General features: G+C 69.2%; 17 protein-coding genes. 5 read left to right on the top strand and 12 right to left on the bottom strand.

Going from position 1 to position 23,632, the window contains the following annotated elements; translation table 11 throughout:
- Positions 1-87 precede the first annotated feature (87 nt).
- Both VGO20_RS22060 and VGO20_RS22055 read right to left on the bottom strand, forming a co-directional pair.
- On the bottom strand, positions 88-1,314 hold the full coding sequence (locus VGO20_RS22060) for a pentapeptide repeat-containing protein (RefSeq protein WP_327504544.1): 1,227 nt from the start codon (positions 1,312-1,314) through the stop codon (positions 88-90).
- Positions 1,315-1,454: 140 nt separating this feature from the next.
- Positions 1,455-2,363, bottom strand: a complete 909-nt coding sequence (locus VGO20_RS22055; protein ID WP_327504543.1) for a LysR family transcriptional regulator — start codon at positions 2,361-2,363, stop codon at positions 1,455-1,457.
- Positions 2,364-2,516: 153 nt separating this feature from the next.
- On the opposite strand from VGO20_RS22055, the gene VGO20_RS22050 reads away from it, so the two are divergent.
- The 3 genes from VGO20_RS22050 to VGO20_RS22040 are packed head-to-tail and all read left to right on the top strand — an operon-like array spanning position 2,517 to position 5,290.
- Complete coding sequence (locus tag VGO20_RS22050; RefSeq protein WP_327504542.1) at positions 2,517-3,620, top strand: 4-oxalomesaconate tautomerase; 1,104 nt, start codon at positions 2,517-2,519, stop codon at positions 3,618-3,620.
- A 31-nt stretch (positions 3,621-3,651) separates the two neighbouring features.
- Positions 3,652-4,485, top strand: coding sequence for an ABC transporter ATP-binding protein (locus VGO20_RS22045; RefSeq protein ID WP_327504541.1), 834 nt, complete (start codon positions 3,652-3,654; stop codon positions 4,483-4,485).
- A complete protein-coding gene (locus VGO20_RS22040) occupies positions 4,478-5,290 on the top strand; it encodes an ABC transporter permease (protein ID WP_327504540.1) in 813 nt (270 codons plus the stop codon). The genes VGO20_RS22045 and VGO20_RS22040 overlap by 8 nt, the downstream gene beginning before the upstream one ends.
- 86 nt (positions 5,291-5,376) lie before the next feature.
- Here VGO20_RS22040 and pgi read toward each other — a convergent pair whose 3' ends face one another.
- The 6 genes from pgi to ileS all read right to left on the bottom strand — a co-directional run bounded on the left by pgi (position 5,377) and on the right by ileS (position 14,188).
- Positions 5,377-7,023, bottom strand: coding sequence for a glucose-6-phosphate isomerase (pgi, locus tag VGO20_RS22035; RefSeq protein WP_327504539.1), 1,647 nt, complete (start codon positions 7,021-7,023; stop codon positions 5,377-5,379).
- A 116-nt stretch (positions 7,024-7,139) separates the two neighbouring features.
- Positions 7,140-8,498, bottom strand: coding sequence for a M16 family metallopeptidase (locus VGO20_RS22030; RefSeq protein ID WP_327504538.1), 1,359 nt, complete (start codon positions 8,496-8,498; stop codon positions 7,140-7,142).
- Positions 8,495-10,093, bottom strand: coding sequence for a M16 family metallopeptidase (locus VGO20_RS22025; RefSeq protein ID WP_327504537.1), 1,599 nt, complete (start codon positions 10,091-10,093; stop codon positions 8,495-8,497). The genes VGO20_RS22030 and VGO20_RS22025 overlap by 4 nt, the downstream gene beginning before the upstream one ends.
- Positions 10,094-10,207: 114 nt before the next feature.
- On the bottom strand, positions 10,208-10,789 hold the full coding sequence (locus VGO20_RS22020; RefSeq protein WP_327504536.1) for a DUF3035 domain-containing protein: 582 nt from the start codon (positions 10,787-10,789) through the stop codon (positions 10,208-10,210).
- A 52-nt stretch (positions 10,790-10,841) separates the two neighbouring features.
- Complete coding sequence (gene lspA, locus VGO20_RS22015) at positions 10,842-11,342, bottom strand: signal peptidase II (protein ID WP_327504535.1); 501 nt, start codon at positions 11,340-11,342, stop codon at positions 10,842-10,844.
- On the bottom strand, positions 11,339-14,188 hold the full coding sequence (gene ileS, locus VGO20_RS22010; protein ID WP_327504534.1) for an isoleucine--tRNA ligase: 2,850 nt from the start codon (positions 14,186-14,188) through the stop codon (positions 11,339-11,341). Before ileS ends, lspA begins: the two co-directional genes overlap by 4 nt.
- A 338-nt stretch (positions 14,189-14,526) precedes the next feature.
- On the opposite strand from ileS, the gene VGO20_RS22005 reads away from it, so the two are divergent.
- Positions 14,527-16,452: an extracellular solute-binding protein gene (locus VGO20_RS22005; RefSeq protein ID WP_327504533.1), complete on the top strand. Its 1,926-nt coding sequence runs from the start codon at positions 14,527-14,529 to the stop codon at positions 16,450-16,452.
- Between the two features lie 143 nt (positions 16,453-16,595).
- Positions 16,596-18,461: a DNA mismatch repair endonuclease MutL gene (gene mutL / locus VGO20_RS22000; protein WP_327504532.1), complete on the top strand. Its 1,866-nt coding sequence runs from the start codon at positions 16,596-16,598 to the stop codon at positions 18,459-18,461.
- 51 nt (positions 18,462-18,512) lie between these two features.
- On the opposite strand, the gene VGO20_RS21995 is transcribed toward mutL, so the two are convergent.
- From VGO20_RS21995 to VGO20_RS21980, 4 genes are all read right to left on the bottom strand, one after another.
- Positions 18,513-20,216, bottom strand: coding sequence for a DUF262 domain-containing protein (locus tag VGO20_RS21995; protein ID WP_327504531.1), 1,704 nt, complete (start codon positions 20,214-20,216; stop codon positions 18,513-18,515).
- A gap of 9 nt (positions 20,217-20,225) precedes the next feature.
- On the bottom strand, positions 20,226-21,197 hold the full coding sequence (locus VGO20_RS21990) for a hypothetical protein (RefSeq protein ID WP_327504530.1): 972 nt from the start codon (positions 21,195-21,197) through the stop codon (positions 20,226-20,228).
- Positions 21,197-22,441 carry an AAA family ATPase gene (locus VGO20_RS21985; RefSeq protein ID WP_327504529.1) on the bottom strand — a complete coding sequence of 415 codons (1,245 nt, stop codon included), beginning with the start codon at positions 22,439-22,441 and terminating at the stop codon, positions 21,197-21,199. The genes VGO20_RS21990 and VGO20_RS21985 overlap by 1 nt, the downstream gene beginning before the upstream one ends.
- A 175-nt stretch (positions 22,442-22,616) precedes the next feature.
- Positions 22,617-23,632 (bottom strand): MFS transporter (locus VGO20_RS21980; RefSeq protein ID WP_327504528.1); only part of this gene is annotated, 1,016 nt, incomplete at its 5' end.

Genomic DNA, 23,632 nt, shown 5'->3' with positions numbered 1-23,632 from the left:
GCCAGGGCGCGGAGCGGCGCCGGCAACTGAGAAACACGAACAGGGGCGCGACCGCGCCCCGCCCGCGTCCGAGGAACACGAGCAACCTCACAGCCGGACGCCGGCGACCCCCGTCAGGTCGGCGCAGTCGTCGAGCTGCTTGCGCTCGAAGACGGCGTTGAACAGCTTCGCCTGGCTCAAGTCCGCCCCCTTGAGGTCGGCGCCCACGAGCTTGGCGAAGGACAGGTCCGAGCCGGCGAGGTTGGCGTTGCGCAGGTCGGCGCCGTCCAGGTCGGCATAGCGCAGCCGGGCGCCGGACAGGTCGGTGCGCAGCGTGCGGCTCTCGTTGAGCTGGAGCGGCTTCAGGTTCGCGCCGCGCAGGTCGGCGTTGTTGAGCTTGGCGAATTTGAGGTTGGCGCCCCTGAGGTCCGCCTCGGCGAGGCGGCACGTCCTCAGGTCGGCGCTTTCGAGCTGGCCGGCCTGAAGCTGCGCGCCCTTGAAGTCGAGGCCGAAGAAGACGGTTCCCTTGGCCTTCAGCATCGTCAGGCAGGTGCGCGCCAGCGACGGGCCGCCGCGCAGGTCGAAGCCCGACAGGTCCAGCGGCGCCCCTTCCGCGCCGGCGCTGCCGACGAACAGCGTGTGCTCGCGCAGCAGCTGCTCCAGCGGCTTGCCCAGCTCGCCGATGGTCCGGCCGGCCGGGCGGTCGGTCAGCGCGTCCTCCATGTCCGCGCCGGCCGTCTCGGTCATCGTCATGGCGGCCCCGGTGAGGACCGCGCCCCTGAGGCAGGCGCCGCGCAGGTCCGCGCCGCTCAGGTCCGCGCCCTCGAGGTTCGAGCCGGTGAAGTTGGCGCCCCGCATCGTCGCGCGCACCAGCTTGGCGCCGCGCATGATCGCGTCCGTGAAGTCGGTGTGGATGGCCACCGCGCCCGACAGCCGGGCGTTGGTGAGGTTGGCGCCGGTCAGGTCGGCGCCCGACGCCTCCGCCGGTTGCGTCTCGAGGTGGACGACCCGCAAATTGCCGGAGCGGTCCGTTTCGGCCAGCGTGCCGTCGCGCAGGTCGCTCTCGAACAGGTTCGCCCCGATCAGCACCGCGCCGCGCAGGCAGGCGCCGCGCAGGTCGGTCTTGATCAGGCTCGCGTTCTCCATGTTCGCCTGGCGCAGGTCGCACGCGAACATCGCCGCGCAGTCGAGCCGCGTCCCCGTGAGGTTGGCCCCGCGCAGCGAGGAGCCGACGAAGTCCGCATGCGCGAGGTCGCGCCCGGACAGGTTCAGCCCCGACAGGTCGCAGAAGGACAGGGTCGCGCGCGCCCCGCCCATCCGCGCGTTGCGGAACATCTCGTGCCGCTTGACTGCGGCGTCGAGCTGGGCCTGGTTCAGCCGCGTCAGTGGTTTCGCCTCTCGGGAGGGGGGCAGGGCGCAGCTCCTTGATCGCCGTGGTTCCCCTGGATCTAGCCAGACGCACCGTTAGCGATCGGTTAAGCGGCACCCCCGGCGAGATGGCTCCAGGCCTCCAGCAGCATCGAATGGAACACGTCGGCGGCCGGCGACAGCGTCGTGGCGCGCCGGCGGATCACGCCGATCGTGCGCCGGATCAGGGGGTCCAGCAGCGGCCGGCTGGTCAGGATCGGATGGTTCTCGCCGGGCATCGCCAGCTTCGGCACCGCCGCGACGCCGAGCCCGGCCTCCACCAGCCCGAGCGAGGTCGCGAGGTGCTGCACCTCGTAGAACCAGCGCGGGCGCCACTCGCAGCCGGCGAGCCCGTTGTCGAGCAGGAGGCGGTTGCCGCTCTGGCGTCCGACCGTGATGAAGGGATGCCCCGCCAGCTCGCGCCACGACACCGCCTCCCTGGCGGCGAACGCGTGGTCGTGCCGGCAGGCCAGCACGAAGGGGTCGTCGAGCAGCGCCTCGAACTCCAGCTCCGCGTCCTGGCTGCCCAGCATGCTGAGGCCGAAATCCGCCTCGCCGCTGATCACCCGCTCCAGCACCTCGTTGCCGGTCAGGTCGAGGATGCGGATGCGGATGCGGGGGTACTGGGCATTGTAGGCGCGGATCACGGTGGGCAGGAAATAGTACGTGGCGGTCGGGATGCAGGCGATCGTCACCTGGCCCGAGCGCCGCTCAGCGAGCTCGCGGATGCCGAGCAGGGACGACTCCAGCTCGTCCAGCAGCCGCCGCGCCTTGGGCAGGAAGTCCCGGCCGACCGTCGTCAGGTGGACGCGCCGGGTGGTGCGGTCGAACAGCGCGGCACCCAGCGCCTCCTCCAGCTTCTGCACCCGCCGGCTCAGCGCCGGTTGGGAAATATTCAACGCATTCGCTGCATCATGGAAGCTACCCAGTTCCGCAACGGCGACGAAGGCCCGAAAGCCGTCCAGATCCACATTCATGCACGATTCGCATCAATTTTGAGTTTCTTTGCATTGTACCTATTTACGAACGGCGGGCAACCTAGCCGCGTGTCACGTCTGGTGCGCGGCAAAGGTAATGGCAAAGATCACTCAAGGTTGTGTCTTCGCCGCAACGGGAACCGGGGGGCCGGCATGATGGTTCCGATCCCTTGCGTGCTGATGCGCGGCGGGACGTCCCGCGGGCCGCTCCTGCTGGCGGACGACCTGCCGGTCGATCCGCGCCTGCGGGACGAGACCCTGATGGCGATCATGGGTGCCGGCCACGAGCTCCAGGTCGACGGCATCGGCGGCGGCCACCCGCTGACCAGCAAGGTCGGCATCGTCGGGCCGTCCCGGCGCGCGGACGCGGACGTCGACTACCTGTTCGCCCAGGTGTCGGTGCGCAGCCGCCTCGTCGACACCGAGGCCAATTGCGGCAACATGCTCGCGGCCGTCGGCCCCTTCGCGATCGAGACGGGCCTGGTGCCCGCGGACAGCCCGGAGACCAGCGTCCTGATCCACAACGTCAACACCGGCAAGCTCGTGGAGGCGGTGGTCCAGACGCCCGGCGGGGTCGTCACCTACGAGGGAGGGACGAGCATCGACGGCGTCCCCGGCACGGCGGCTCCGGTGCGGCTCGGCTTCCTCGACGCCGCCGGCTCGAAGACCGGCAGCCTGCTGCCGACCGGGAACCCCATCGACCTCGTGGCCGGCGTGCGGGTGAGCTGCGTGGACATGGCGATCCCCATGGTCTTCATCGACGCCGCCGACCTCGGCAAGCGCGGCCACGAGACGCCGGCCGAGCTCGACGCCGACACGGCGTTCCTGGCCCGCCTGGAGGCCGTCCGGCGCGAGGCCGGCGCCCTGATGGGACTGGGCGACGTGTCGGGCAAGGTCATCCCCAAGCCCGCGCTGGTGGCGCCGCCGCGGCTGGGGGGCACCGTCGCGTCCCGCTACTTCATGCCCCATGCCTGCCACCGGGCCTATGCCGCGACCGGGGCGGTGTGCCTGGCGACCGCCTGCGTGCTGCCGGGAACGCTCCCCAACGGCGTCTGCGCCGACGCGCAGCCCGGCTCGCGGGTGGTGACGGTCGAGCACCCGACCGGGAGCATCCAGGTGGAGATCGCGGCCGAGCCGTTCGGCGGCGGCGTGACGGTCCGCCGGGCCTCCCTGCTGCGCACCGCGCGGCGCCTGCTGGACGGGCGGGTCTACGTCCCCTGGGACGTGCTCCACCGCGTCCCGGAGGCCGTGTCGTGACGCGGCGCGGGGGGACCGGGGAATGAGCGGCATGGCGGGGCTCCTTCCCTTCGCGCGGCCGCCCGGGCGGCCGGCCCCGGCGGGGCGCGGCGAGCGCGACGTCGTCCTGCGCATGGCCGGGGTCGGCGTCTGCGACGCGCGCGGGCTGGCGGTGCGCGACGTCTCCTTCACGATCGCGGACGGCGAGTTCGTCGCGCTGGTCGGGCCGTCGGGCTGCGGCAAGAGCGCCCTGCTCGCGGCGGCGGCCGGACTGGCCGCTCCCGCCGCCGGCATCGTCGAGCGGTTCGGCCGCTCCGATCCCGGCCGCCACGCCGAGTTCGGCCTCCTGTTCCAGGGCGACGTCCTGTTCGAGTGGAAGACCGCCCTCGACAACGTCGCGGCCGGGCTGGTTTTCCGCGGCCAGGACCTCGACCGGGCGCGGGCCCAGGCCAATGTCTGGCTCGCCCGCCTCGGCCTTGCCGGCGTCGCCTTGCGCCATCCGGGCGAGCTGTCGCAGCCGCAGCGCCGCAGGGTCCACCTCGCCCAGGTGCTGGCCCCGTCGCCGCGCGTCCTTCTCGCCGACGACCCCTTCGCCACGATCGAGCCCAACGCGCGCCTGGCCCTGGAGGCGCAGCTCCTGAGGCTGTGGAACGAGCGGCCGAGGACCGTCGTGCTGGCGACGCGGGACGTCCAGCAGGCGGTGGCGCTCGCCGACCGCGTCCTGGTCATGGCGGCCGGCCCCGGCAGCCGCATCGTCGCCGACATCGCGGTGTCGCTGCCGCGGCCCCGCGACGTCGCGGAGGTCAGGCTGGCTCCCGAGTTCGCCCGGACCGTGCGCGAGGTCGGGGACTGGCTGCGCTTGGAACTGGAGAAGGCCGATGCCTGACGCGGGCCGATGGACGCGCCGCCTCGCCCACCTGCTGCTGGCGGGGATGGTGCTGGCGGCCTGGGAAGCGGTGGTCGCGGCCGGCGCCGTGGACCCCGTCCTGCTGCCGCCGCCCTCCGCCGTGGCGCTGCGGCTGGCGCAATGGGCGGGCGAACCCGAGCCGTACCGCGACCTGGCAGTCACCGCGTTCGAGGTGCTGATGGGCTATTCCTTCGGCGGCCTGTTCGGCGGCCTCGCCGGGCTGGCCCTGTCGCTGGTCCCGCGGCTGGCGGCCGGCCTCCTGGACGAGGCGGACACCGTCGCCGCGATCGCGCCGCTGGCGGCCGCGCCCCTGCTCGTCTCGTGGCTGGGGCCGGGCGTCGGCTCGGCGGTAGGGCTCGCGGCCCTGTTCGTGGGGCTGGCGAGCCTGGTCGAGGTCCGGCGCTCGCTGCTCGGCCTCGATCCGGCGACGCTCGCCAACGCGCGCATGCTCGGCGCCGGCCGCTTCGCGCTGCTGCGCCACCTGCTGGTGCCGGTCGCCGAGGACCGCCTGCTCGCCACCTTGCGGCCGGCGGTCCGGCGGGCCACGGCCGGCGCGCTGATCTGCGAGTTCCTGGGCGCCCAGGCCGGGCTCGGCAGCCTGGTCCTGCGCTCCACCCAGGCCTGGGACGCGGCCGGTGCCTGCGCCGCGGTCGCCGTGCTGGCCGGCGCGTCGCTGCTGGTCGACGGTTGCCTCGCCCGGACCGAGCGCCGCCTCGCCCCCTGGCGCCGGCCCGGCGGCAGGGCACACGATACCCCCCTCTTCCGGCCCTTGGAGGGGGGTTAGGGGAGGCGGCGGCCCGGTCGTCCGTCTGGGTGGGTGTCCTGGACGGCCGGCCGCCGCTTCCCCGTCCCGGGCTTAGTTCCCGGGGCTCAGCTCCCGGTCCCGGCCCTGCACGCCTCGATCAGCGCCGCGGTCGAGGCGTCGTGCCCTTCCGGCGGCCCGCCGGCGGCCAGCTCGGGCAGGATCGCGCGGGCCAGCTGCTTGCCCAGCTCGACCCCCCACTGGTCGAAGGAGTTGATGTTCCAGACGATCCCCTGGACGAAGATCTTATGCTCGTACAGTGCGATCAGGCGGCCGAGCGTGCGCGGGTCGAGCTTGCGGAACAGGATCGTGTTGGTGGGGCGGTTCCCCTCGAACGCGCGGTGCGGGGCGACGGCGTCGATCGCGGCGTCCTGCACCCCCGCCCGGGCCATCTCGGCGCGCACCTCGTCCTCGGTCCGGCCGCGCATCAGCGCCTCGGGCTGGGCCAGGTAGTTCGACAGCAGGATCGCGTGGTGCCCGCCGACGGGGTTCAGGCTCTCGACCGGGGCCAGGAAGTCGCACGGGATCAGCCGCGTGCCCTGGTGGATCAGCTGGTAGAACGCGTGCTGGCCGTTGGTGCCCGGCTCGCCGAAGACGATCGGGCCGGTCTGGTAGTCGACCCTCATGCCCTCGCGGTCGACGGACTTGCCGTTGCTCTCCATGTCGGCCTGCTGGAGATATGCCGGCAGGCGCTGGAGGTACTGGTCGTAGGGCAGCACCGCATGCGCGGCCGCGTCCCAGAAATTGGCGTACCAGACGCCGAGCAGGCCGAGGATCGCCGGCATGTTGGCCTCCAGCGGCGCGGTCCGGAAATGCTCGTCCATGTCGTGGCCGCCGGCCAGCATCTCCTCGAACCCGTCCATGCCGACCGCGATCGCGATCGGCAGGCCGATCGCCGACCACAGGCTGTAGCGCCCGCCGACCCAGTCCCAGAACACGAACATGTTCTCGGGGTCGATCCCGAACGCGCGCACCTCCTTCCCGTTGGTCGAGACGGCGACGAAATGGCGGGCGACCGCGTCCTCGTCGCCGAGCCGGCCGACCAGCCAGTCGCGCGCGGTGCGCGCGTTGGCCAGCGTCTCCTGGGTCGTGAAGGTCTTGGAGGCGACGACGAACAGCGTCGTCTCGGGATCGCAGCGATTCAGGGCCTCCGCGATGTGGGTGCCGTCGACGTTGGACACGAAATGCATCTCGATCCCGGGATGCGCGAAGGGCTGCAGCGCCTGCACCGCCATCGCCGGGCCGAGGTCCGAGCCGCCGATGCCGATATTGACCACCGAGCGGATGCGCTGCCCCGTGTGCCCGCTCCACGCCCCCGACCGCACCGCCTCGACGAAGCGGCGCATATGGGCGAGCACGGCGTTCACGTCGGGCATCACGTCGCGCCCGTCGACCGTCATGGGCCGGCCCGACCGGTTGCGCAGCGCCACGTGCAGCACCGCCCGGTCCTCGGTGACGTTGATCCGCTCGCCGGCGAACATGCGGTCGCGCCACTCCTCCAGCCGCTGCTGGCGCGCGAGCCCGGCCAGCAGCGACAGCGTGCGCGGGGTGATGCGGTTCTTGGAGTAGTCCAGCAGGAACCCGTCGAGGCCGACCGAGAACTGCCGGAACCGGTCCGGCTCGCCCGCGAACAGGTCGCGCATGTGCCGCCCCGCCATTTCGGCCTGATGCGTCGCGAGGGCCTGCCACGCGGGCGACTGGGTCAGGGCGGGCATCGGGGCTTCTCCTTGATCTCGGTAATCGCAGGGGGCGGGCGCCAGGATGGCACGGGCGCCGGGCGGCGGTCGACCCGCTCCCCCGGAGCCCGCCACCCGGTCGGGGGCCGTCCCGATCAGCTACGCCGATCGAGGGTCTCCGCCTGCCCCAGGCCCTCCGGCCGGCCGACGACGACCGTCATCAGCGCGTCCGGCGCCAGCAGCCGCCGGGCGAGCGCGTTCACCTGCTCCAGCGTCACCGCCTCGATCAGGGCGTTGCGGCGGTCCAGGTAGTCGATCCCGAGATCGTCGCGCTGCACCTGCAGCAAGATGCCCGCGATCGCGTCGGTCGAGGTGAACTGCAGCGGGAAGGAACCGGTCAGGTAGGTCTTGGCGTCGGCCAGCTCGGCCTCGCTCAGGCCTTCCTCGCGCATGCGGCGCCACTCCTCCTTCATCAGCTCGACCATCTGGCCGGCGTTGGCGTTGGCGGTCGACCCGCCGGCCATCACCAGCGCCGTGTCGCGGAACGGCACGAGGTAGCTGTAGACGCCGTAGGTCAGGCCGCGCTCCTCGCGGATCTCCTCCATCAGGCGCGAGCCGAAGCCGCCCCCGCCCAGCACGTAGTTCATCACCAGCGCCGGGAACCAGTCCGGATCGTTCCGCTTCACGCCCGGCTGCCCCATCAGGATGATGCTCTGGGCGATCGGCCGTTCGGCGACCAGGGTCCGCCCGCCGGTCTCTGGCGGCCGGTCCTCGACCTTCAGCGGCTCCGCGTGCTCGGGCAGGGCGCCGAAGACGCGGTCGAGCAGGGGGCCGAGCTCCTCGGCCGTGATGTCGCCCGAGACGCCGACGGTCAGGTTGTCCTTGGCGAAGCGCCGGTCGACGAACTCCCGCAGGTCCCCCGCCCCGATCGCCGGCACGGTGTCCAGCGTGCCGAGGGTGGGGCGGCCGTAGGGATGGTCGGGATAGGCGGCATCGTAGAACGCCCTGCGCGCGACGTAGTCGGGATCGCCGAGCGAGCGGCGGATGCTGCTCGTCACCGACGAGCGCATGCGTTCCACCGCCTCGTCCTCGAAGCGCGGCTCGGTCAGGGCGAGGCGCAGCAGGTCGACCGCCTCGTCGCGCGTCTCGGTCAGGGTCTTGAGGCTGCCGAAGAAGGCGTCGGCGCGCGCATCGAAGCCGAGCGAGATCGTATTGTCGTTGAGGCGGCGCTGGAACTCCTCGCTGTCGTAGGGGCCCGCCCCCTCGTCGAGCAGCGAGGAGAGCAGGTTGGCGAGCCCCTCCTTGCCGGTGGGGTCGGCGGCCGAGCCGCCCTCGAAGGAGAACTCCATCGACAGCAGCGGCACCTTGGGGTCGCGCACCAGCCACGCCTCGATGCCGCCCGGGCTGACGACCCGCTCGATGTCGACGGCGTCGGCCCGCGGCACCGCCGCGAACAGGAGCAGCAGCGGCAGGACCAGCAGGAAGACCGTGCGGCGCATCGGGTTCGGGATCACTGCAGCACCTCTTCGCCGTGCGGGATGGGGGCCTCGGGGCCGGGCGCCGGGGCCGAAGCCGCGGGGGCGGCGGTCGGGGCGGGTGTGGCGGGTGTGGCGGCGGGGGCGGATGCGGCCGCCTCCTCTTCGGCCGGCAGCAGCAGGCCGACGACGAAGCCGCTCTGGCCCAGGACCGCGCGCGCGGCGGCGTTGACCTGCTCGGCCGTCACGGCGGCGATGCGCTCCGGCCAGACCTCGACGTCCTCGACCGTGCCGCCGGTCGTCAGCGCGGTCCCGAAGCTGTAGGCCGGGCCGCTCAGGCTGTCGCGGGCGAAGACGGCCTGGCGCTCCAGCCGCCGCTTCGCGGTCTCGACCTCCTCGGCGGTGACGCCGTCGGCCAGTAGGCGCGCGACGACGTCCTCCATCGCGGCTTCCAGCTCCTCGATCCCGGTGCCGGGGGTCGGGTTCAGGTAGATGCCGAACACCCCCAGGTCGAGCGCGGTCCCCGAATAGCCGGTGCCGGCGCCGGTCGCCAGCCGCTTCTCGGCCACCAACTCGCGGTAGAGCCGGCTCGTCGTGCCGCCGCCCAGGATTTCGCTCAGCACCTGCAGCGGATAGGCGTGCCGCGTCTCGCCGGCATTGTAGGACGGGGCCTTGAACAGGCGGCGATAGGCGGGCTGGCGCACCTCGGGGTCGCGCAGGATCACGCGCCGCTCGGCTTCCAGCGGCGGCTCGGAGACCCGGACGCGCGGCGGCACCGGGCGCGGCTCGATCTGGCCGTAGGTGCGTTCGGCCAGCGGGCGCAGCTCCTGCGCGTCGATGTCGCCGGCGACGACCAGCACGGCGTTGTTGGGCGCGTACCAGGTCTCGTAGAACGCCTCGGCGTCCTCCCGGGTCATCTCGAACAGCTCGCTCTCCCAGCCGATGATCGGGCGGCCGTAGGGGTGGTGGACGAACAGGCTGGCGTTCGCCTGCTCCGCCAGCCGGCTGCCCGGCTCGTTGTCGGTCCGCTGGCGGCGCTCCTCGATCACGACGGCGCGCTCGGGCAGCACCTCCTCGTCGGTGAGGCGGAGATTGGCCATGCGGTCGGCCTCCATCTCCATCACCATCTCCAGCCGGTCGCGGGCGACGTTCTGGAAGTATCCCGTGTAGTCCCAGGAGGTGAAGGCGTTGTCGTTGCCGCCGTGCCGCGCGACGACTTCGCTGAAATCGCCCGCGGGCACGGTGTCCGTCCCCTTGAACATCAGGTGCTCGAGGAAATGCGCGATGCCGCTGTCGCCGACCGCCTCGTCGGCGGCGCCGACCTTGTACCACACCATGTGGGTGACGACCGGCATGCGCCGGTTGGTCACGACGACCACCTGCATGCCGTTGGACAGCGTGAAGGTCTCGGGGAAGAAGACGCCGCTGCGCGCCTCATCCGCTTCCGGAGCTTCAGTCGGGGGGGCAGCCTCGGTTTCGGCCTGGGCCTCGGTCCCGGCCTGGGCGGCCGGCTCGTCGGTCCGGGGCTCGGCCGGGGCTTGCGCCCATGCGGCCGCGGCGGGCGCGGCCAGCAGGGCGGCCGCTAGAAGCGGCGCGGCCAGCCGGCGGGCCGGGAATAGCTGCGGCAGGGACACGGTCGGGACACCTCCTGATGCGGAATGCGCCCACTAACTGGCCCCTGGCCCATGCGCCGACAACCCCGCATGAGACGGCCCCGCGCGTCGGCCTGCGGGCCGCCTTGCGGGGACTCAGAAGCTGAGGAAGTCGGTCAGCCCTTCCAGCGGGGCGCGGCGCTTGCGCACGATGATCGGCGTCTCGCCCTCGGTGACCGGCCGGCCGAGCGCCGAGTTCTCGCGCAGGCGCCGGGCCTCGCCCCGGGGATCGACGACGGTTCCCGGCGGCTCGGGGTCCTGCCAGAACAGCAGGCTGTCGAGGAAGCTTTCCCGCGCCTCGGCCACCTCGACCGATTCGCGGTTGACGATGGCCCGGATGTTCGGGACCGCGGCGTCGGCGCCCGCCTGCGCCAGCAGCGTGCGCTCGCCCTCGGTGTCGCCGGCCGCCTGGCCGGCGGCGCCGCCGAACAGGGTGGAGGCCGCGGCGCGGGTCGGCGTCATCTCCTGCGGGCGCGGGGCGCCGGGATTGGGCGGCGGCAGCTCGAACTGCGCCGGCACTTCCAGAGGGGCGCGCGAGACGACCTGGAACTCGTCCGGCGGGTTGCGGTCGAGCCCGAGGGTCTCGCGCAGCCCGCTGCATCCCGAGAGCGCTGCGAGGCCGAGCGCCAGGATGGCGGTGCGGCCGGGAAGTGTGGAGAGGATGCCGAGCGCGCGCATGTGCCGTTACCAGGTTCCGAAGAGGTCCGAAGGGCGTCCGATCCCGTTGCCGTCACGCACCGCGCCGGCTGAACAGCCCGTCCAGCAGCAGCAGGACGACGCCGACGCTGATGCCCATGTCGGCAACGTTGAACGCCGGATAGTGATAGCCCATCGCGTGGAAGTCCAGGAAGTCCGCAACCGCGCCGAAGCGCAGCCGGTCGATCACGTTCCCGATCGCCCCGCCGATCACCAGCCCGAGGCAGATCGCCGTGAAGGCCCGGTCGGCGCGCCTCAGCCAGTTCAGCAGGAACAGGACGATCACCGCCGCCAGCGCCGAAAGCGCATAGGGCATGATCGCCGCCTCGTTGGCGAACAGGCTGAAGCTGACGCCCCGGTTCCAGGCCATGACCAGGTTGAAGTAGGACGTCACCTCGATCACCCGAGGCGGCTGCATCACCACCTCGAGGATCCACCACTTCACCGCCTGGTCCAGCACCACCCAGGCGAGCGCCACGCCCAGTCCCAGGCGGACCAGGGGCCGCGCCCCCTCCATCGTCCGCGCCTCGCTCATTGTGCGGCCTGGACCACGTGGTCGACCGCGTCGGCGCAGCGGCGGCACACCGCCGGATGCTCGGGCACCTCGCCGACCTCCGGCAGGACCCGCCAGCAGCGCTCGCACTTGTCGCCCCCGGCCGGCTGGAACAGGGCGCCGACCCCGGGCACGTCGGGCAGGGTGAAGGCCCCGTCCGGGACCGCGCCCGCGACCAGCTCGACGCCCGAGGTGATCGCGACCTCGGCCATGTCGACCCCGGCCAGCACGGTCGCCTCGGCCTCGGGCACGAAGACGCGCGGCGCCGCCTGCAGCGAGGAGCCGATCGTCTTGTTCGCGCGCTCCAGCTCCAGCGCGCCCGTGACGACCCGGCGCACCCTGCGCACCGTCTCCCACTTCTCGGCGAGCGTGTCGTCGCGCCACGCCTGGGGCACGTCCGGGAAGGTGCGCAGATGCACGCTCGGCAGCGCGTCCGCGTCGTCGCCGTAGCGCGCCAGCCACGCCTCCTCGGCGGTGAAGCACGCGACCGGGGCGAGCCAGGCGGTCAGGCACGAGAACAGGGTGTCCATCACGGTGCGGGTCGCGCGCCGGCGCGTCTCGTCCGGACGGTCGCAGTACAGGCTGTCCTTGCGGATGTCGAAGTAGAACGCCGACAGCTCGGTCGCGCAGAAGTTATGGAGCGTCGTGAACAGGCCGTGGAAGTCGAACGCCTCGATGCAGGTGCGCACGTGCAGGTCCAGCTCGGCCAGCCGGTGCAGGACCCAGCGCTCCAGCTCCGGCATCTCGGCATGGCCGAGCCGCTCGGTCTCCCGCCAGTCGGCCAGCGCGCCCAGCAGGTAGCGCAGCGTGTTGCGCAGCCGGCGGTACAGGTCGGCGTTGTGCTTCAGGATCTCCGGCCCGACGCGCAGGTCCTCCGAATAGTCGGAGCCGACGACCCACAGCCGCAGGATGTCCGCGCCGTACTGGTTCACGACGTCCTGCGGCGCGACGACGTTGCCGAGCGACTTCGACATCTTGCGCCCCTGCTCGTCGAGCGCGAAGCCGTGCGTCAGCACCACGTCGTAGGGCGCGCGGCCGCGCGTGCCGCAGCTCTCCAGCAGGGAGGAATGGAACCAGCCGCGATGCTGGTCCGAGCCCTCGAGGTAGAGCGTCGCCGGCGAGCCCAGCTCCGGGCGCTGCTCCAGCACGAAGGCGTGGGACGAGCCGGACTCGAACCACACGTCGACGATGTCGAAGACCTGGTCGAAGTCCGCGGCCCGGTAGGCGTCGCCCAGGAAGTCCTGCGGGTCGCGGGCGAACCACGCGTCCGAGCCCTCCGCCTCGAAGACGTCGGCGATGCGGTCGAGCACAGCCTGGTCCCTCAGCGGCTCGCCGTCGGACTTGCGCAGGAACAGGGCGATCGGCACGCCCCAGGCGCGCTGGCGGCTGATGCACCAGTCGGGCCGGCTCTCGATCATGGACGCGATGCGGTTGCGTCCCTGCGGCGGGACCCAGCGGGTCTCGTCGATCGCCTTCAGCGCGACGTCGCGCAGGCCGTTCCTCTCCATGGAGATGAACCACTGCGGCGTGTTGCGGAAGATCAGCGGGGCCTTGGAGCGCCAGGAATGCGGGTAGCTGTGGCGCAGCCGGCCCTGCATCAGCAGCCCGCCGGCGTCCCGCAGCGCCTCGACGACCGCCGGGTTGGCGTCGCCGGGCTTGCCTTCCGGCGTGAAGATGCGCCGGCCCGCGAACAGCGGGACGTGGGGCAGGAAGCTGCCGTCGGCGTCCACCGTCCGCGGCACCTCGACCCCGAACCGGCGCGCGACCTCGAAGTCGTCGGCGCCGTGGCCGGGGCCGATATGGACGAAGCCGGTCCCGGTCTCGACCTCGACGAAGCCGGCCGGCAGCATCGGCACCTCGAAGTCGTAGCCCTGGCCGCGCAGCGGATGCGCGCAGACGGTGCCGGCGAGGTCGGCGCCCTTGACGGCCGCCAGCACGCGCCAGTCCGTGATCCCGGCGTCCTTGGCCGTCCGCTCCCACAGCGCGGTCGCGACCGCCAGCCGCTCGCCCGTGCGCGCGAGGCTGCCCTCGGCGGTCGCCGTCACCTCGAACACGCCGTACTCGATGTCCTCGCCATAGGCGACGGCGCGGTTGCCGGGCAGGGTCCAGGGCGTCGTCGTCCAGATCACGACATTGACGCCTGCCATCGCCGGCGCCGCGCTGGAGGCGACCGGGAAGCGCGCCCAGACCGTGGTCGAGGTGTGGTCGTGGTACTCGACCTCGGCCTCCGCGAGCGCGGTCTTCTCGACCACGGACCACAGCACCGGCCGGTCGCCCTTGTACAGGCCGCCGTTCATCAGGAACTTGTGGATCTCGCGGGTGATCTGCGCCTCGGCGGCGTAGGTCATGGTGGTGTAGGGCCGCGCCCAGTCGCCCAGCACGCCGAGCCGCGCGAACTCCTCCGTCTGCGTCTTGACCCAGCGGTCGGCGAAGGCCCGGCACTCCGCGCGGAACTGCACGACCGGGACCTCGTCCTTGTCCTTGCCCTCGGCCCGGTACTTCTCCTCGATCTTCCACTCGATCGGCAGGCCGTGGCAGTCCCAGCCCGGGACGTAGGGCGCGTCCTTGCCCAGCATCTGGTGCGAGCGGTTGATCACGTCCTTCAGGATCTTGTTGACGGCGTGGCCGACATGGATGTTGCCGTTCGCGTAGGGCGGGCCGTCATGGAGGACGAATTTGGGCCGCCCCGCGGACTGTTCGCGCAGGCGCCGGTACAGGTCCAGCGACGCCCACCGCTTCAGAAGCTCTGGCTCCTTGGCCGGCAGGCCGGCGCGCATGGGGAAATCGGTGCGCGGCAGGAAGACGGTCGATTTGTAGTCGCGGGTCATGGGGCACGGTCCAGGGGCGCGGGGGCGGTCGTGTGGCGGATCTGCGTCGTCGTGGCGGATCGGCGCCGTCGCTGCGGCGCGCCGTCCGCTGCGCGGTCCGGCCGCGCGGTCCGGACGGCGAGCCGGCTCCGCCGGCGCGGACGGTCCCCGAACCACGGCTGGAACTTAGGGGGACCGCCGCCGCCGGTCAAGCGCGCGGGCCGCCCCGCGGCTCGGGGCCGCGCGACTTGAGGTCGCGGCGGCTCGGGCCCATATGGTCTCTCCGGCGCCCCTTGAATATTCCGATATGTAAGCGGCGGGCTCCGCGCCCGCGGCCGTCGCTTCCCGCAGGAGGACGCATGACCACCGAGCAGCGGCGACCCTCGCCCCTTCGCGTCCTGGCCCTGCTGGCGGCCCTGGCGCTGGCCCCGGCCTTGTCGGCCTCCGCCTTCGGGCAGGACGCGCCGGGCGGCGGGCAGAGCGTCGAGCCGAAGGGCGAGCGGAACGCCGAGCCGAAGGGCGGGCAGGACGTCGAGCCCAGGCACGCGCTTGCGATGCATGGCGAGCCGAAATACGGGCCCGGCTTCGAGCATTTCGACTACGTCAACCCCGACGCCCCCAAGGGCGGGGCGGTCACGCTCTCGGCGGTCGGCAGCTACGACACCTTGAACCCGTTCACGGTCCGGGGCGTGCCGGCGGTCGGCCTGGGGATGATCTACGACACGCTGATGGCGGCCCCGGAGGACGAGGCGTTCACGCAGTACCCGCTGCTGGCCGAGAGCGTCCGCGTGCCCGAGGACCGGTCCTGGGTCGAGTTCGCCCTTCGGCCCGAGGCGCGTTTCCACGACGGCCGTCCGGTCACGGCCGACGACGTGATCTTCTCCTTCGACATCCTGCGCGAGACCCATCCCTTCTATGGCGCCTACTACGCCGCCGTGGAGACGGTCGAGGCGCTGGACGAGCGCACGGTCCGCTTCTCCTTCCGACCCGGCGACAACCGCGAGCTGCCGCTGATCCTGGGCCAGCTTCCGGTCCTGCCCGCCCATTACTGGCAGTCCCGCGACTTCTCGCGCACGACCCTGGAGCCGCCGCTCGGCGGCGGGCCGTACCGCATCGCCCGGGTCGATCCCGGCCGCTCCATCACCTATGAGCGGGTCGAGGACTACTGGGGCCGCGACCTGCCGGTCAATGCCGGCCGCCACAATTTCGGCAGCCTGACCTACGACTACTATCTGGACCCGACGGTGGCGCTGCAGGCGTTCAAGGCCGGGCTGGTCGATTTCAGGATCGAGCCGAGCGCCAAGGACTGGGCCACCGCCTACCGCGCCCCGGCCCGCGAGCGCGGCGACCTGATCCTGGAGGAGATCGAGGACGAGACGCCGTCGGGCATGCAGGGCTTCGTCTTCAACACGAGGCGGCCGGTCTTCTCCGACCCGAAGGTGCGCCAGGCGCTCGCCAACGCCTTCGACTTCGAATGGGCGAACCGGGTGCTGTTCCACGGCGCCTACAAGCGCACCGACAGCTATTTCGAGAACTCCGAGCTCGCGTCGGAGGGGACGCCGGGCCCGGCCGAGCTGGCGCTGCTGGAGCCGCTGCGCGGCGCGCTGCCCGAGGAGGTGTTCACCCGCGACTACGAACCCCCCGGCGTCGAGGGCGAGCACGGGCTGCGGCGGAACCTCGTGGAGGCCCACCGGCTGCTCGAGGAGGCGGGCTGGGTCCTGCGCGACGGCCGGCGCGTCCAGGGCGAAACCGGCGCGCCCTTCGAGTTCGAGATCCTGCTGGCCGATCCCAACATGCAGCGCATCGCCCTGCCGGTGGTCGCCAATCTGCGCCGCCTCGGCATCGAGGCCGGGATCCGGGTCGTCGATTCCTCCCAATACGTCAACCGCGTCCAGAACTTCGACTTCGACATGATCACGATGGTCTGGGGCCAGTCGCTCTCCCCGGGCAACGAGCAGCGCGGCTACTGGACCTGCGAGTCCGCCGCGATGCCCGGCAGCCGGAACTTCGCCGGCGTCTGCAACGAGGCGGTGGACGCGCTGGTCGAGCACGTGATCGCGGCCGAAACGCGCGAGGACCTGGTCGCGGCGACCCGCGCGCTCGACCGGGCGCTGCTGTGGGGGCACTACGTGATCCCGCATTTCCATGCCGGCGTGACCCGCGTCGCCTATTGGGACAAGCTCAGCCATCCCGAGCCCCTGCCGCCCTACGGCATCGCCTTCGACGCCTGGTGGGTAGACCCCGAGAGCCGGCGGGAGGTGGTGGTCCGGGACGGCGCCGAATGAGGCGGCGGACCCCATCCCCTGGTGACATTCCGGCCCGCCGGGGCTACATCTAGGGCGGTTTCCCGTTCCGTGCGAACGGCGCCGCCATGAATCCCCTCTCCCGCGAGGCGGGAGAGGGAGGGAACGCAACGGGCTCCAGCGCCATGCCGATACGCCGCCTGCCCGATACCCTGGTCAACCGCATCGCCGCCGGCGAGGTGGTCGAGCGCCCGGCCGCCGCCGTCAAGGAGCTGGTCGAGAACGCGATCGACGCCGGCGCCACCCGCATCGACGTGGTCGTGCGCGACGGCGGGCGCACGCTGATCGCGGTCACCGACGACGGCTGCGGCATGGCGCCGGACGAGCTGGCGCTGGCGGTCGAGCGCCACGCGACCTCCAAACTCCCCGGCGAGGACCTGCTCGACATCCAGACGCTGGGCTTTCGCGGCGAGGCGCTGCCCTCGATCGGCGCGGTCAGCCGGCTCACCATCACCAGCCGGGCGCGCGGCGCCGATGCCGCCTGGGCGATCGCGGTCGAAGGCGGGGCGAAGCATCCGCCCCAGCCGGCCGCCCATCCCCCGGGCACGCGGGTCGAGGTGCGCGACCTGTTCTATGCGACCCCGGCGCGGCTCAAGTTCCTGAAGCAGGCGCGGACCGAGTTCGACCACGTCCAGGACGCGGTCCAGCGCCTCGCCATGGCGCATCCCCGCATAGCCTTCTCCCTGACCGACGGCGCGCGGTCGGGCCTGCGGCTCGGCGCCTCTCAGGGCGAGCTGCTGGATGCGAGGCTCGCCCGGCTGGGTGGGCTGATGGGGCGCGAGTTCGCCGACAACTCGGTCCCGGTCGAGGCCGTGCGCGAGGGGGTCCGGCTTTCGGGACATATCGGCCTGCCGACGCTGAACCGCCCGACCGCGCGCGAGCAGTACCTGTTCGTCAACGGCCGCCCGGTGCGCGACAAGCTGCTGGTCGGCGCCGTGCGCGGCGCCTATGCCGATTTCCTGGCCCGCGACCGCCACCCGATGCTGGCGCTGTTCCTGGAGATCGACCCGCGCGAGGTCGACGTCAACGTCCACCCCGCCAAGGCGGAGGTGCGCTTTCGCGACGCCCAGCTCGTGCGCGGGCTGATCGTCGGCGCGCTGCGCCACGCGCTGGGCCAGGCGGGCCACCGCGCCAGCAACACCGTGGCGGCCGCGACCCTCGACGCCTTCGCGCCGCGCCAGGCCCCCATGCCGCATCAGGCCCCGGCGATGCGGCCGGCCTGGGGCGCGTTCCCGGCCTCGACCTCGGTGCCGCGCGGGCTGGCCGAGACGGCCGCCGCCTTCCAGGCGCCGTTGCCCGACCGGCGCACCCTGATCGACGACCTCGCCCCGCCGGCCGCCCGCCCCGGCGCCGGCACCGGCACCGGCTACTACGACGCCGGCGACCGGCCGGCCGAGGAGGCCGGGCGCCATCCGCTCGGCGCCGCGCGCGCCCAGCTCCACAACACCTATGTCGTCGCCCAGACCGCGGACGGGATCGTCATCGTCGACCAGCACGCCGCCCATGAGCGCCTCGTCTACGAGCGCATGAAGCAGGCCTTCGTCGAGGGCGGGGTGAAGCGCCAGGGCCTGCTGATCCCCGAGGTGGTCGAGCTTGACGAGCCGGCGGCCGAGCGGCTTGCCGCGCGCGCGGCGGAGCTGGCGGAGCTGGGCCTCGTGCTGGAGGGGTTCGGCCCCGGCTGCATCGTCGTGCGCGAGGTGCCGGCCCTGCTCGGCCCCAAGGCGAACGTCCGCGACCTCGTGCGCGACCTCGCCGACGAACTGGCCGAGATGGACCAGGCGCTGTCCCTGCGCGAGCGCCTGGACGCGGTATGCTCCAGCATGGCCTGCCACGGCTCGGTCCGTGCCGGCCGGCCGATGAACGCCGACGAGATGAACGCCCTGCTGCGCCAGATGGAGGCGACGCCCCACAGCGGTCAGTGCAACCACGGCCGGCCGACCTATGTCGAGCTGAAGCTGTCCGACATCGAGAGGCTGTTCGGGCGGCGGTGAGGCGTCGAACCACAATATACTTGCCGGATGCTCCCTTGGAGCGCGCCGGGATCAGTCCTCGTCGTTATCGATTGCCGCAGGCTTTGGCTCCAGGTCTCGCGGCAAAATGACCCCTTGGTTGCTCATAAATTGGCGCTCCAGATCAATCAGATAAGAGCGGCGGAGACGAAGGAATTCCTCACCATCACCATCTAGAAGGGACTGAAATGCCTCAACTGATATTCCGTGACTTTTTAGTACTGTGCTTCTGATGCCATCTGGAACATCAGCAAGAGTTTCTAGCCAATTTTTGGCCTGAGATCGGCGTTGCGCCATGTCAATTCGAAGAATGCGGTTTGCGGGGCTAGATCTCAATTCTTTATCGTTTACAGTCGCCAACAGATAGCCAATGGCGTTCGGGCCGTGGTCGGCGATGCGTCGCCAGGGTTCAGGGATCACCTCGCCATTGGCGGCGCGTGGTGCGAGCGACAACAGAACAAGCAGCAACGTGCGAGCACGGGCGCTGCGCATGTCGAAGGTCGAAGGGAACGGTTCGGCTGGAACGTCGAGGCGCATGTAATCCAATGTCGTGGGATTTGCCGTGCGGGACACACGATCCCGGAATTCGGCGACAAGGTACCCGTCGCGCGAAGGATTACTAGAGGAAAAGCGCGCCGTGAACGAAGATACCCAAAACCATCGCTTTAGGAACTGCCTCTGCTCCTCGGTCGGTGCCGGGCACTCCAAGAAGAACGCGCACAGTACAACGAGTTGCATGGCATACGGCAGCAAACGGTGACTGCGCACCCCTAGTTCGTGCAGGAACCGAACGGCGCGCTCCAGAGCCTCGCCTGTGGATCCGATGACCGTGGGCAGTTTGTCACGCAGTTCTTTTTGCGTTGCGTCCGCCAGCCGCGTCCAGTCAGTGCGGTAAATATCGGTCTTCAGCGTCGCCAAGAAACAGCGAAGAACTACAACTCTATCAACTCCCCTAAATCCAAAATCATCGAGCCGGTCAACAAGTTCCCCAATCTCCTCAGCTAAATCGAAAGTTGTTGTGCCATCAAGATTTTCCCCATAGCTTAGCGCGGACACCATCTGGTCCGCTGTCATGGACTGTCCCTTGGAGTTCAGGCGAGCAAAAATTTCGATGGCTTGAGATAGTTCAGTGTTTTTAATGCGGATGACTGGCACAAGATAACTGCTAAATTTTTGTGCCATCTGCTCAGAATTTTGCACGAATAATTCAGCATCCTCGTGCTCGCTGTCCATAATCCTTCTTGATTCGTTAATAAAAGATACTGTGTTTAGCAAGCTGCCCAAAGGGAAGTGCCAAGCCTCTACGCTTTCATCTGGCTTTAGGTGTTCAAATCGGTTATCTTTAGCGTTAAAGAAAATCTTCCAACGGCCCGGATCATCTTCGCTAGGCCGCTGCTCTTCATGCCCCACCGGCTTTCTGAGGACCCCCACCAGCGTTGATAAACGTTGCTGGCCGTCAAGAACAAGAGAAACAGCCCCCGATGGTGGGGGAGAAATCCGCACTGGCCCAACCCAATCCAGGGTGTTGCGTGGAGTATCCGTTTCCCAGATGAGCAGGCTGCCAATAGGATATTGGCGTCGAATGCTGTCTAGCAGGTCGATCATTTGATCGCGTCGCCAAACGAAAGGACGCTGAAATCTTGGAATTCGCACGCGCCCCTCAACAACGTGACGAACAAGATCCCTAAAAAGAACTACCTCGGGCTTTACCTCGGCGTGCGCCGGTTCTTGTTCCATCGCCCTCTCCTAAAGTTGGTCTACGATCATCTGAACCAGATTGTCCAGATCACCGCCGTGATCCCGCCGTCGCAACGCCTCGGCGGAGATGGATGACACATGATCCGTAAAGCAGGCAATGGCGATGTCACCCAAGCCGTTACGCAGCGTGCTGCGATTTGGTTCCTGGAGCGGGGCATAGAACGCCGTTTCATCCGGGCTCGGACTTACCGCTGGCAGCCCTCTCTTGATCGGAAAATAATCGCGGATACCGTCTGGCATCTCGATCAGTGCGCTCACAATATGCTGACGGCTGGCGTTTCTGATGGCCCAAGCCAACAAGGCCTCATCAGGAATATAGTTTTCAATACTCCGCTTCTTGAGGATACGACAAGGTACACCATGATCTTGACAGGCCGACTCCACCGCGGCCACTTGGCAGTCCTGATGGCCAGCGTATCGACTATCGCTATCGGTGAAGACAGCGATCCGGATCGGCAATCCTTCCTGCGCTGCCTCCTCGGTGCGATAACGAACATGCTTGGGCACTTCGCCCAAACCTCCCGCGCCATCGACCTCGATCAAATCGGGGACGTTGTTCTCTACACGTAATTTCCTTAGCTTCTCAGGGGCGAGGAGGCGCAAAATACAATCCAGAAAAGCTCCGTCCGTGAATCTGTTTTCGACAATAATTCTCAATGGCTTTGATAGATAACGAGAAGCTTTATCGGGATCCATTTCTCCTTCCTTTGGAAAAGCCGCTACAATTACAAGCCGTTTATGGATCCCTGAGCTCGACGGATAGGATGACGTTTTAGTTGCTTTCTCAAACACCTCTTTGCAGTACTCGCGAGCACCGGCGAGCCAACCGCTTTGCTCGATTGTGTCGGGATCATCAATGTCCCATTCATGAGCACCCACCTCAACCCGCGCGATGATAGCATCGAGATGCCTGAATTGCTTTGCCGACGATAAGGCGCAATCTTTGAAGCGAACCCGCATTATCTGACCTCCCCGGAAGGCGTACGCCCCCGGACAGCGCGACGAATTGCACGCACCTCCTCATAGCCTTCTGAGAATACGCCCTCGCGCCACCAGTCGAGATTGCCATCCTGATCAATGTGAATTCGCCGGACGGTGCTGCAACCATCTTCTTGCTCGTCCACCCAATAGAGGGCAACCAACGCCGGGTCAGCGCCTTCCGCGATCAGCCGCCGGATGCGCAGCAGCAAGTTCTCCGAATGGGTCTCAACGATCGCTTGGCCTTGGCGGAGTTTCGCCGTGTTCAGGAAAAGCTCGCCGAGTGGAGCCTGTGCCGCTGTGTGTAGGTGCAGTTCTGGTTGTTCGATGATGTCCAGAAAACCAGTTTCCCCATGGAGCTGGTGTCCCAATTGCTGGACTACGATAGGCAGAACCTGCTGCATTCCCTGCCCAACATCAGCGAGATTGACTTCCCAGGAATTGCCTCTAGCGATGATGCACTGAAAGGCCGAAGCTGGCTTACTAATGATCAATCGCCAGCCGTCGAGATTTGCTTCGTACCAAGTAGAAACCGCATCGGCTAATCGGTCATCGACCGCGAGGCGGATTGGAGCGCCGCTTCCGTCGAAACCAAGAGGTACTTTGGCGCCCATTGAGTAAACACGATCAATACGCGCCCGGAATGGCCCCAAGTGCTCGATTTCTGCTTCATATTCTTGGATCAGGACTCTCCAGTTCTGAAGAAGCCTCCCGCCGCATTCAGCCTCCAACGATATACCAATGGATGGCATTAGCCCTCGGAAAGGCACAACACCTTTGCCTTCGTATTCTGGAGCCGTCGCAGCAGCCGGTATCCAATCCAGCCGCAAGGGAAACGGCTCGCGCAGCTCAAAACGGGAGACGACGCTATATTCCGTTGGGAGCCCGGTTGGGGCGATGGTTTCGTCGATGTTCTGCACACTGGCGTTCATATCAAAAACGCCCTCGTCTCCCTGGAGCTTCAGGGAAAAGGACGCGCTGCCATGAGGAGATCTTCCATGAATAAGATCGCGAAATGTAGTTCCGAAAGATAGCTCGTCCACTTCAAGCGGAAAGCCGCCCCGGCAGCGGGCTGACATTGCTCGTAACAATAGGCGCATTAGACGTATAAGGGCGGATTTGCCGCTACTGTTCTTTCCGAAAACCAACGTCAGCGGACGGAGTTCAACGGAGACATCACCCTTAAACGGCTTGTAGTTTCGACATCCAAATGACACAACCTGCATGGTAAAGGCATCCCGAGAGCCGCGACCGATGTCAGGTGTACCACCTATAGAAGAATTTTCAACAGAGACCGCGAATAACCGCTCGTAACGTTGGACTCCTCCGAAAACCTACTGACAATCTGACGCTGGCGTGACTCCCTTAGGACCCATCTCTCAATTTCCGACGGCGCATCCGTTACGCCTCGGCTGCCGGCTCGGGTGAACTGCCGACCGTTCCGACATGCCGCAGCGCCACGGCGGCGAGGACGGCCAGGATCGTGACGCCGGCGGCGCTGAAGAGTGCCGCGCCGTTGAAGCCTGCCGTGAACGCGATCCGGGCGTCCTCGATGACGCCGGCCGGCAGTTGCGACGAGACCGAGGATGCCGCCCACAGGCTGTCGCCGACCGCCTCGCGCGCCTCTTCGGACAGGGAGCCCGGCAGACGGTCGAACATGGCGTGGCGATAGATGGCGGTGGCAAGGCTCCCGAGCACCGCGATGCCGAGAGACGCGCCGAGCTCCTGCACGGTCTCGGACATGGCCGAGGCGGATCCCGCCTTGTCGGCCGGCGCCGACCCGACCACGAGATCGGTGCCGAGTGCCGCGATGGTGCCCAGCCCGAGATAGGAGAGCGAGAAGCCCGTGACGACGACGCCCACGGCCGTGGCGCCGATGCCCAGCCGCGCGAGCATCGCGTACCCCACGACGGACAGTCCGAGAGCGCCGGCCACGACGAAGCCGGGTCGGATGTGCCGTGCGAGGATGGGTGCTGCGACGCCCGCCACGACCATGGCAAGCGCCGGCGGCCCCATCCACAGGCCGGCCACGAGCGGGGAGAAGCCGGCCACCAGTTGCAGGTACTGGGTGACGAGCAACATGGTGCCGCCGACCGCCACCAGGCCGAAGAGCAGCACCGTCAGCGCGACGCTGAAGGTCCTGTCGGCGAAGAGGCTCAGGTCCAGCAACGGATCGCACAGCCGCCGCTGCCGGCGCACGAACAGCGCGCCGAAGACCAGCCCCACCCCGATTGCGCCGACTGCGCCGGGAACGACGTCGTTCTTGGCGATCTGCTTGATGCCGTAGATCACCGGCAACATGGCGGCGAGCGACAGGGCGACGCTGGCAAGGTCCAGCCTGCCGCCATGCGGAGCGCGGTATTCCGGCAGCAGGGCGGGCGCGAGCACGAGCAGCAGGCCGACGATGGGCACGGCGA

The sequence above is a fragment of the Arenibaculum sp. genome (assembly GCF_035998295.1).
Classification (GTDB): domain Bacteria; phylum Pseudomonadota; class Alphaproteobacteria; order Azospirillales; family Azospirillaceae; genus DASYHS01.
This window is presented reverse-complemented; position numbering and strand designations above follow the sequence as displayed.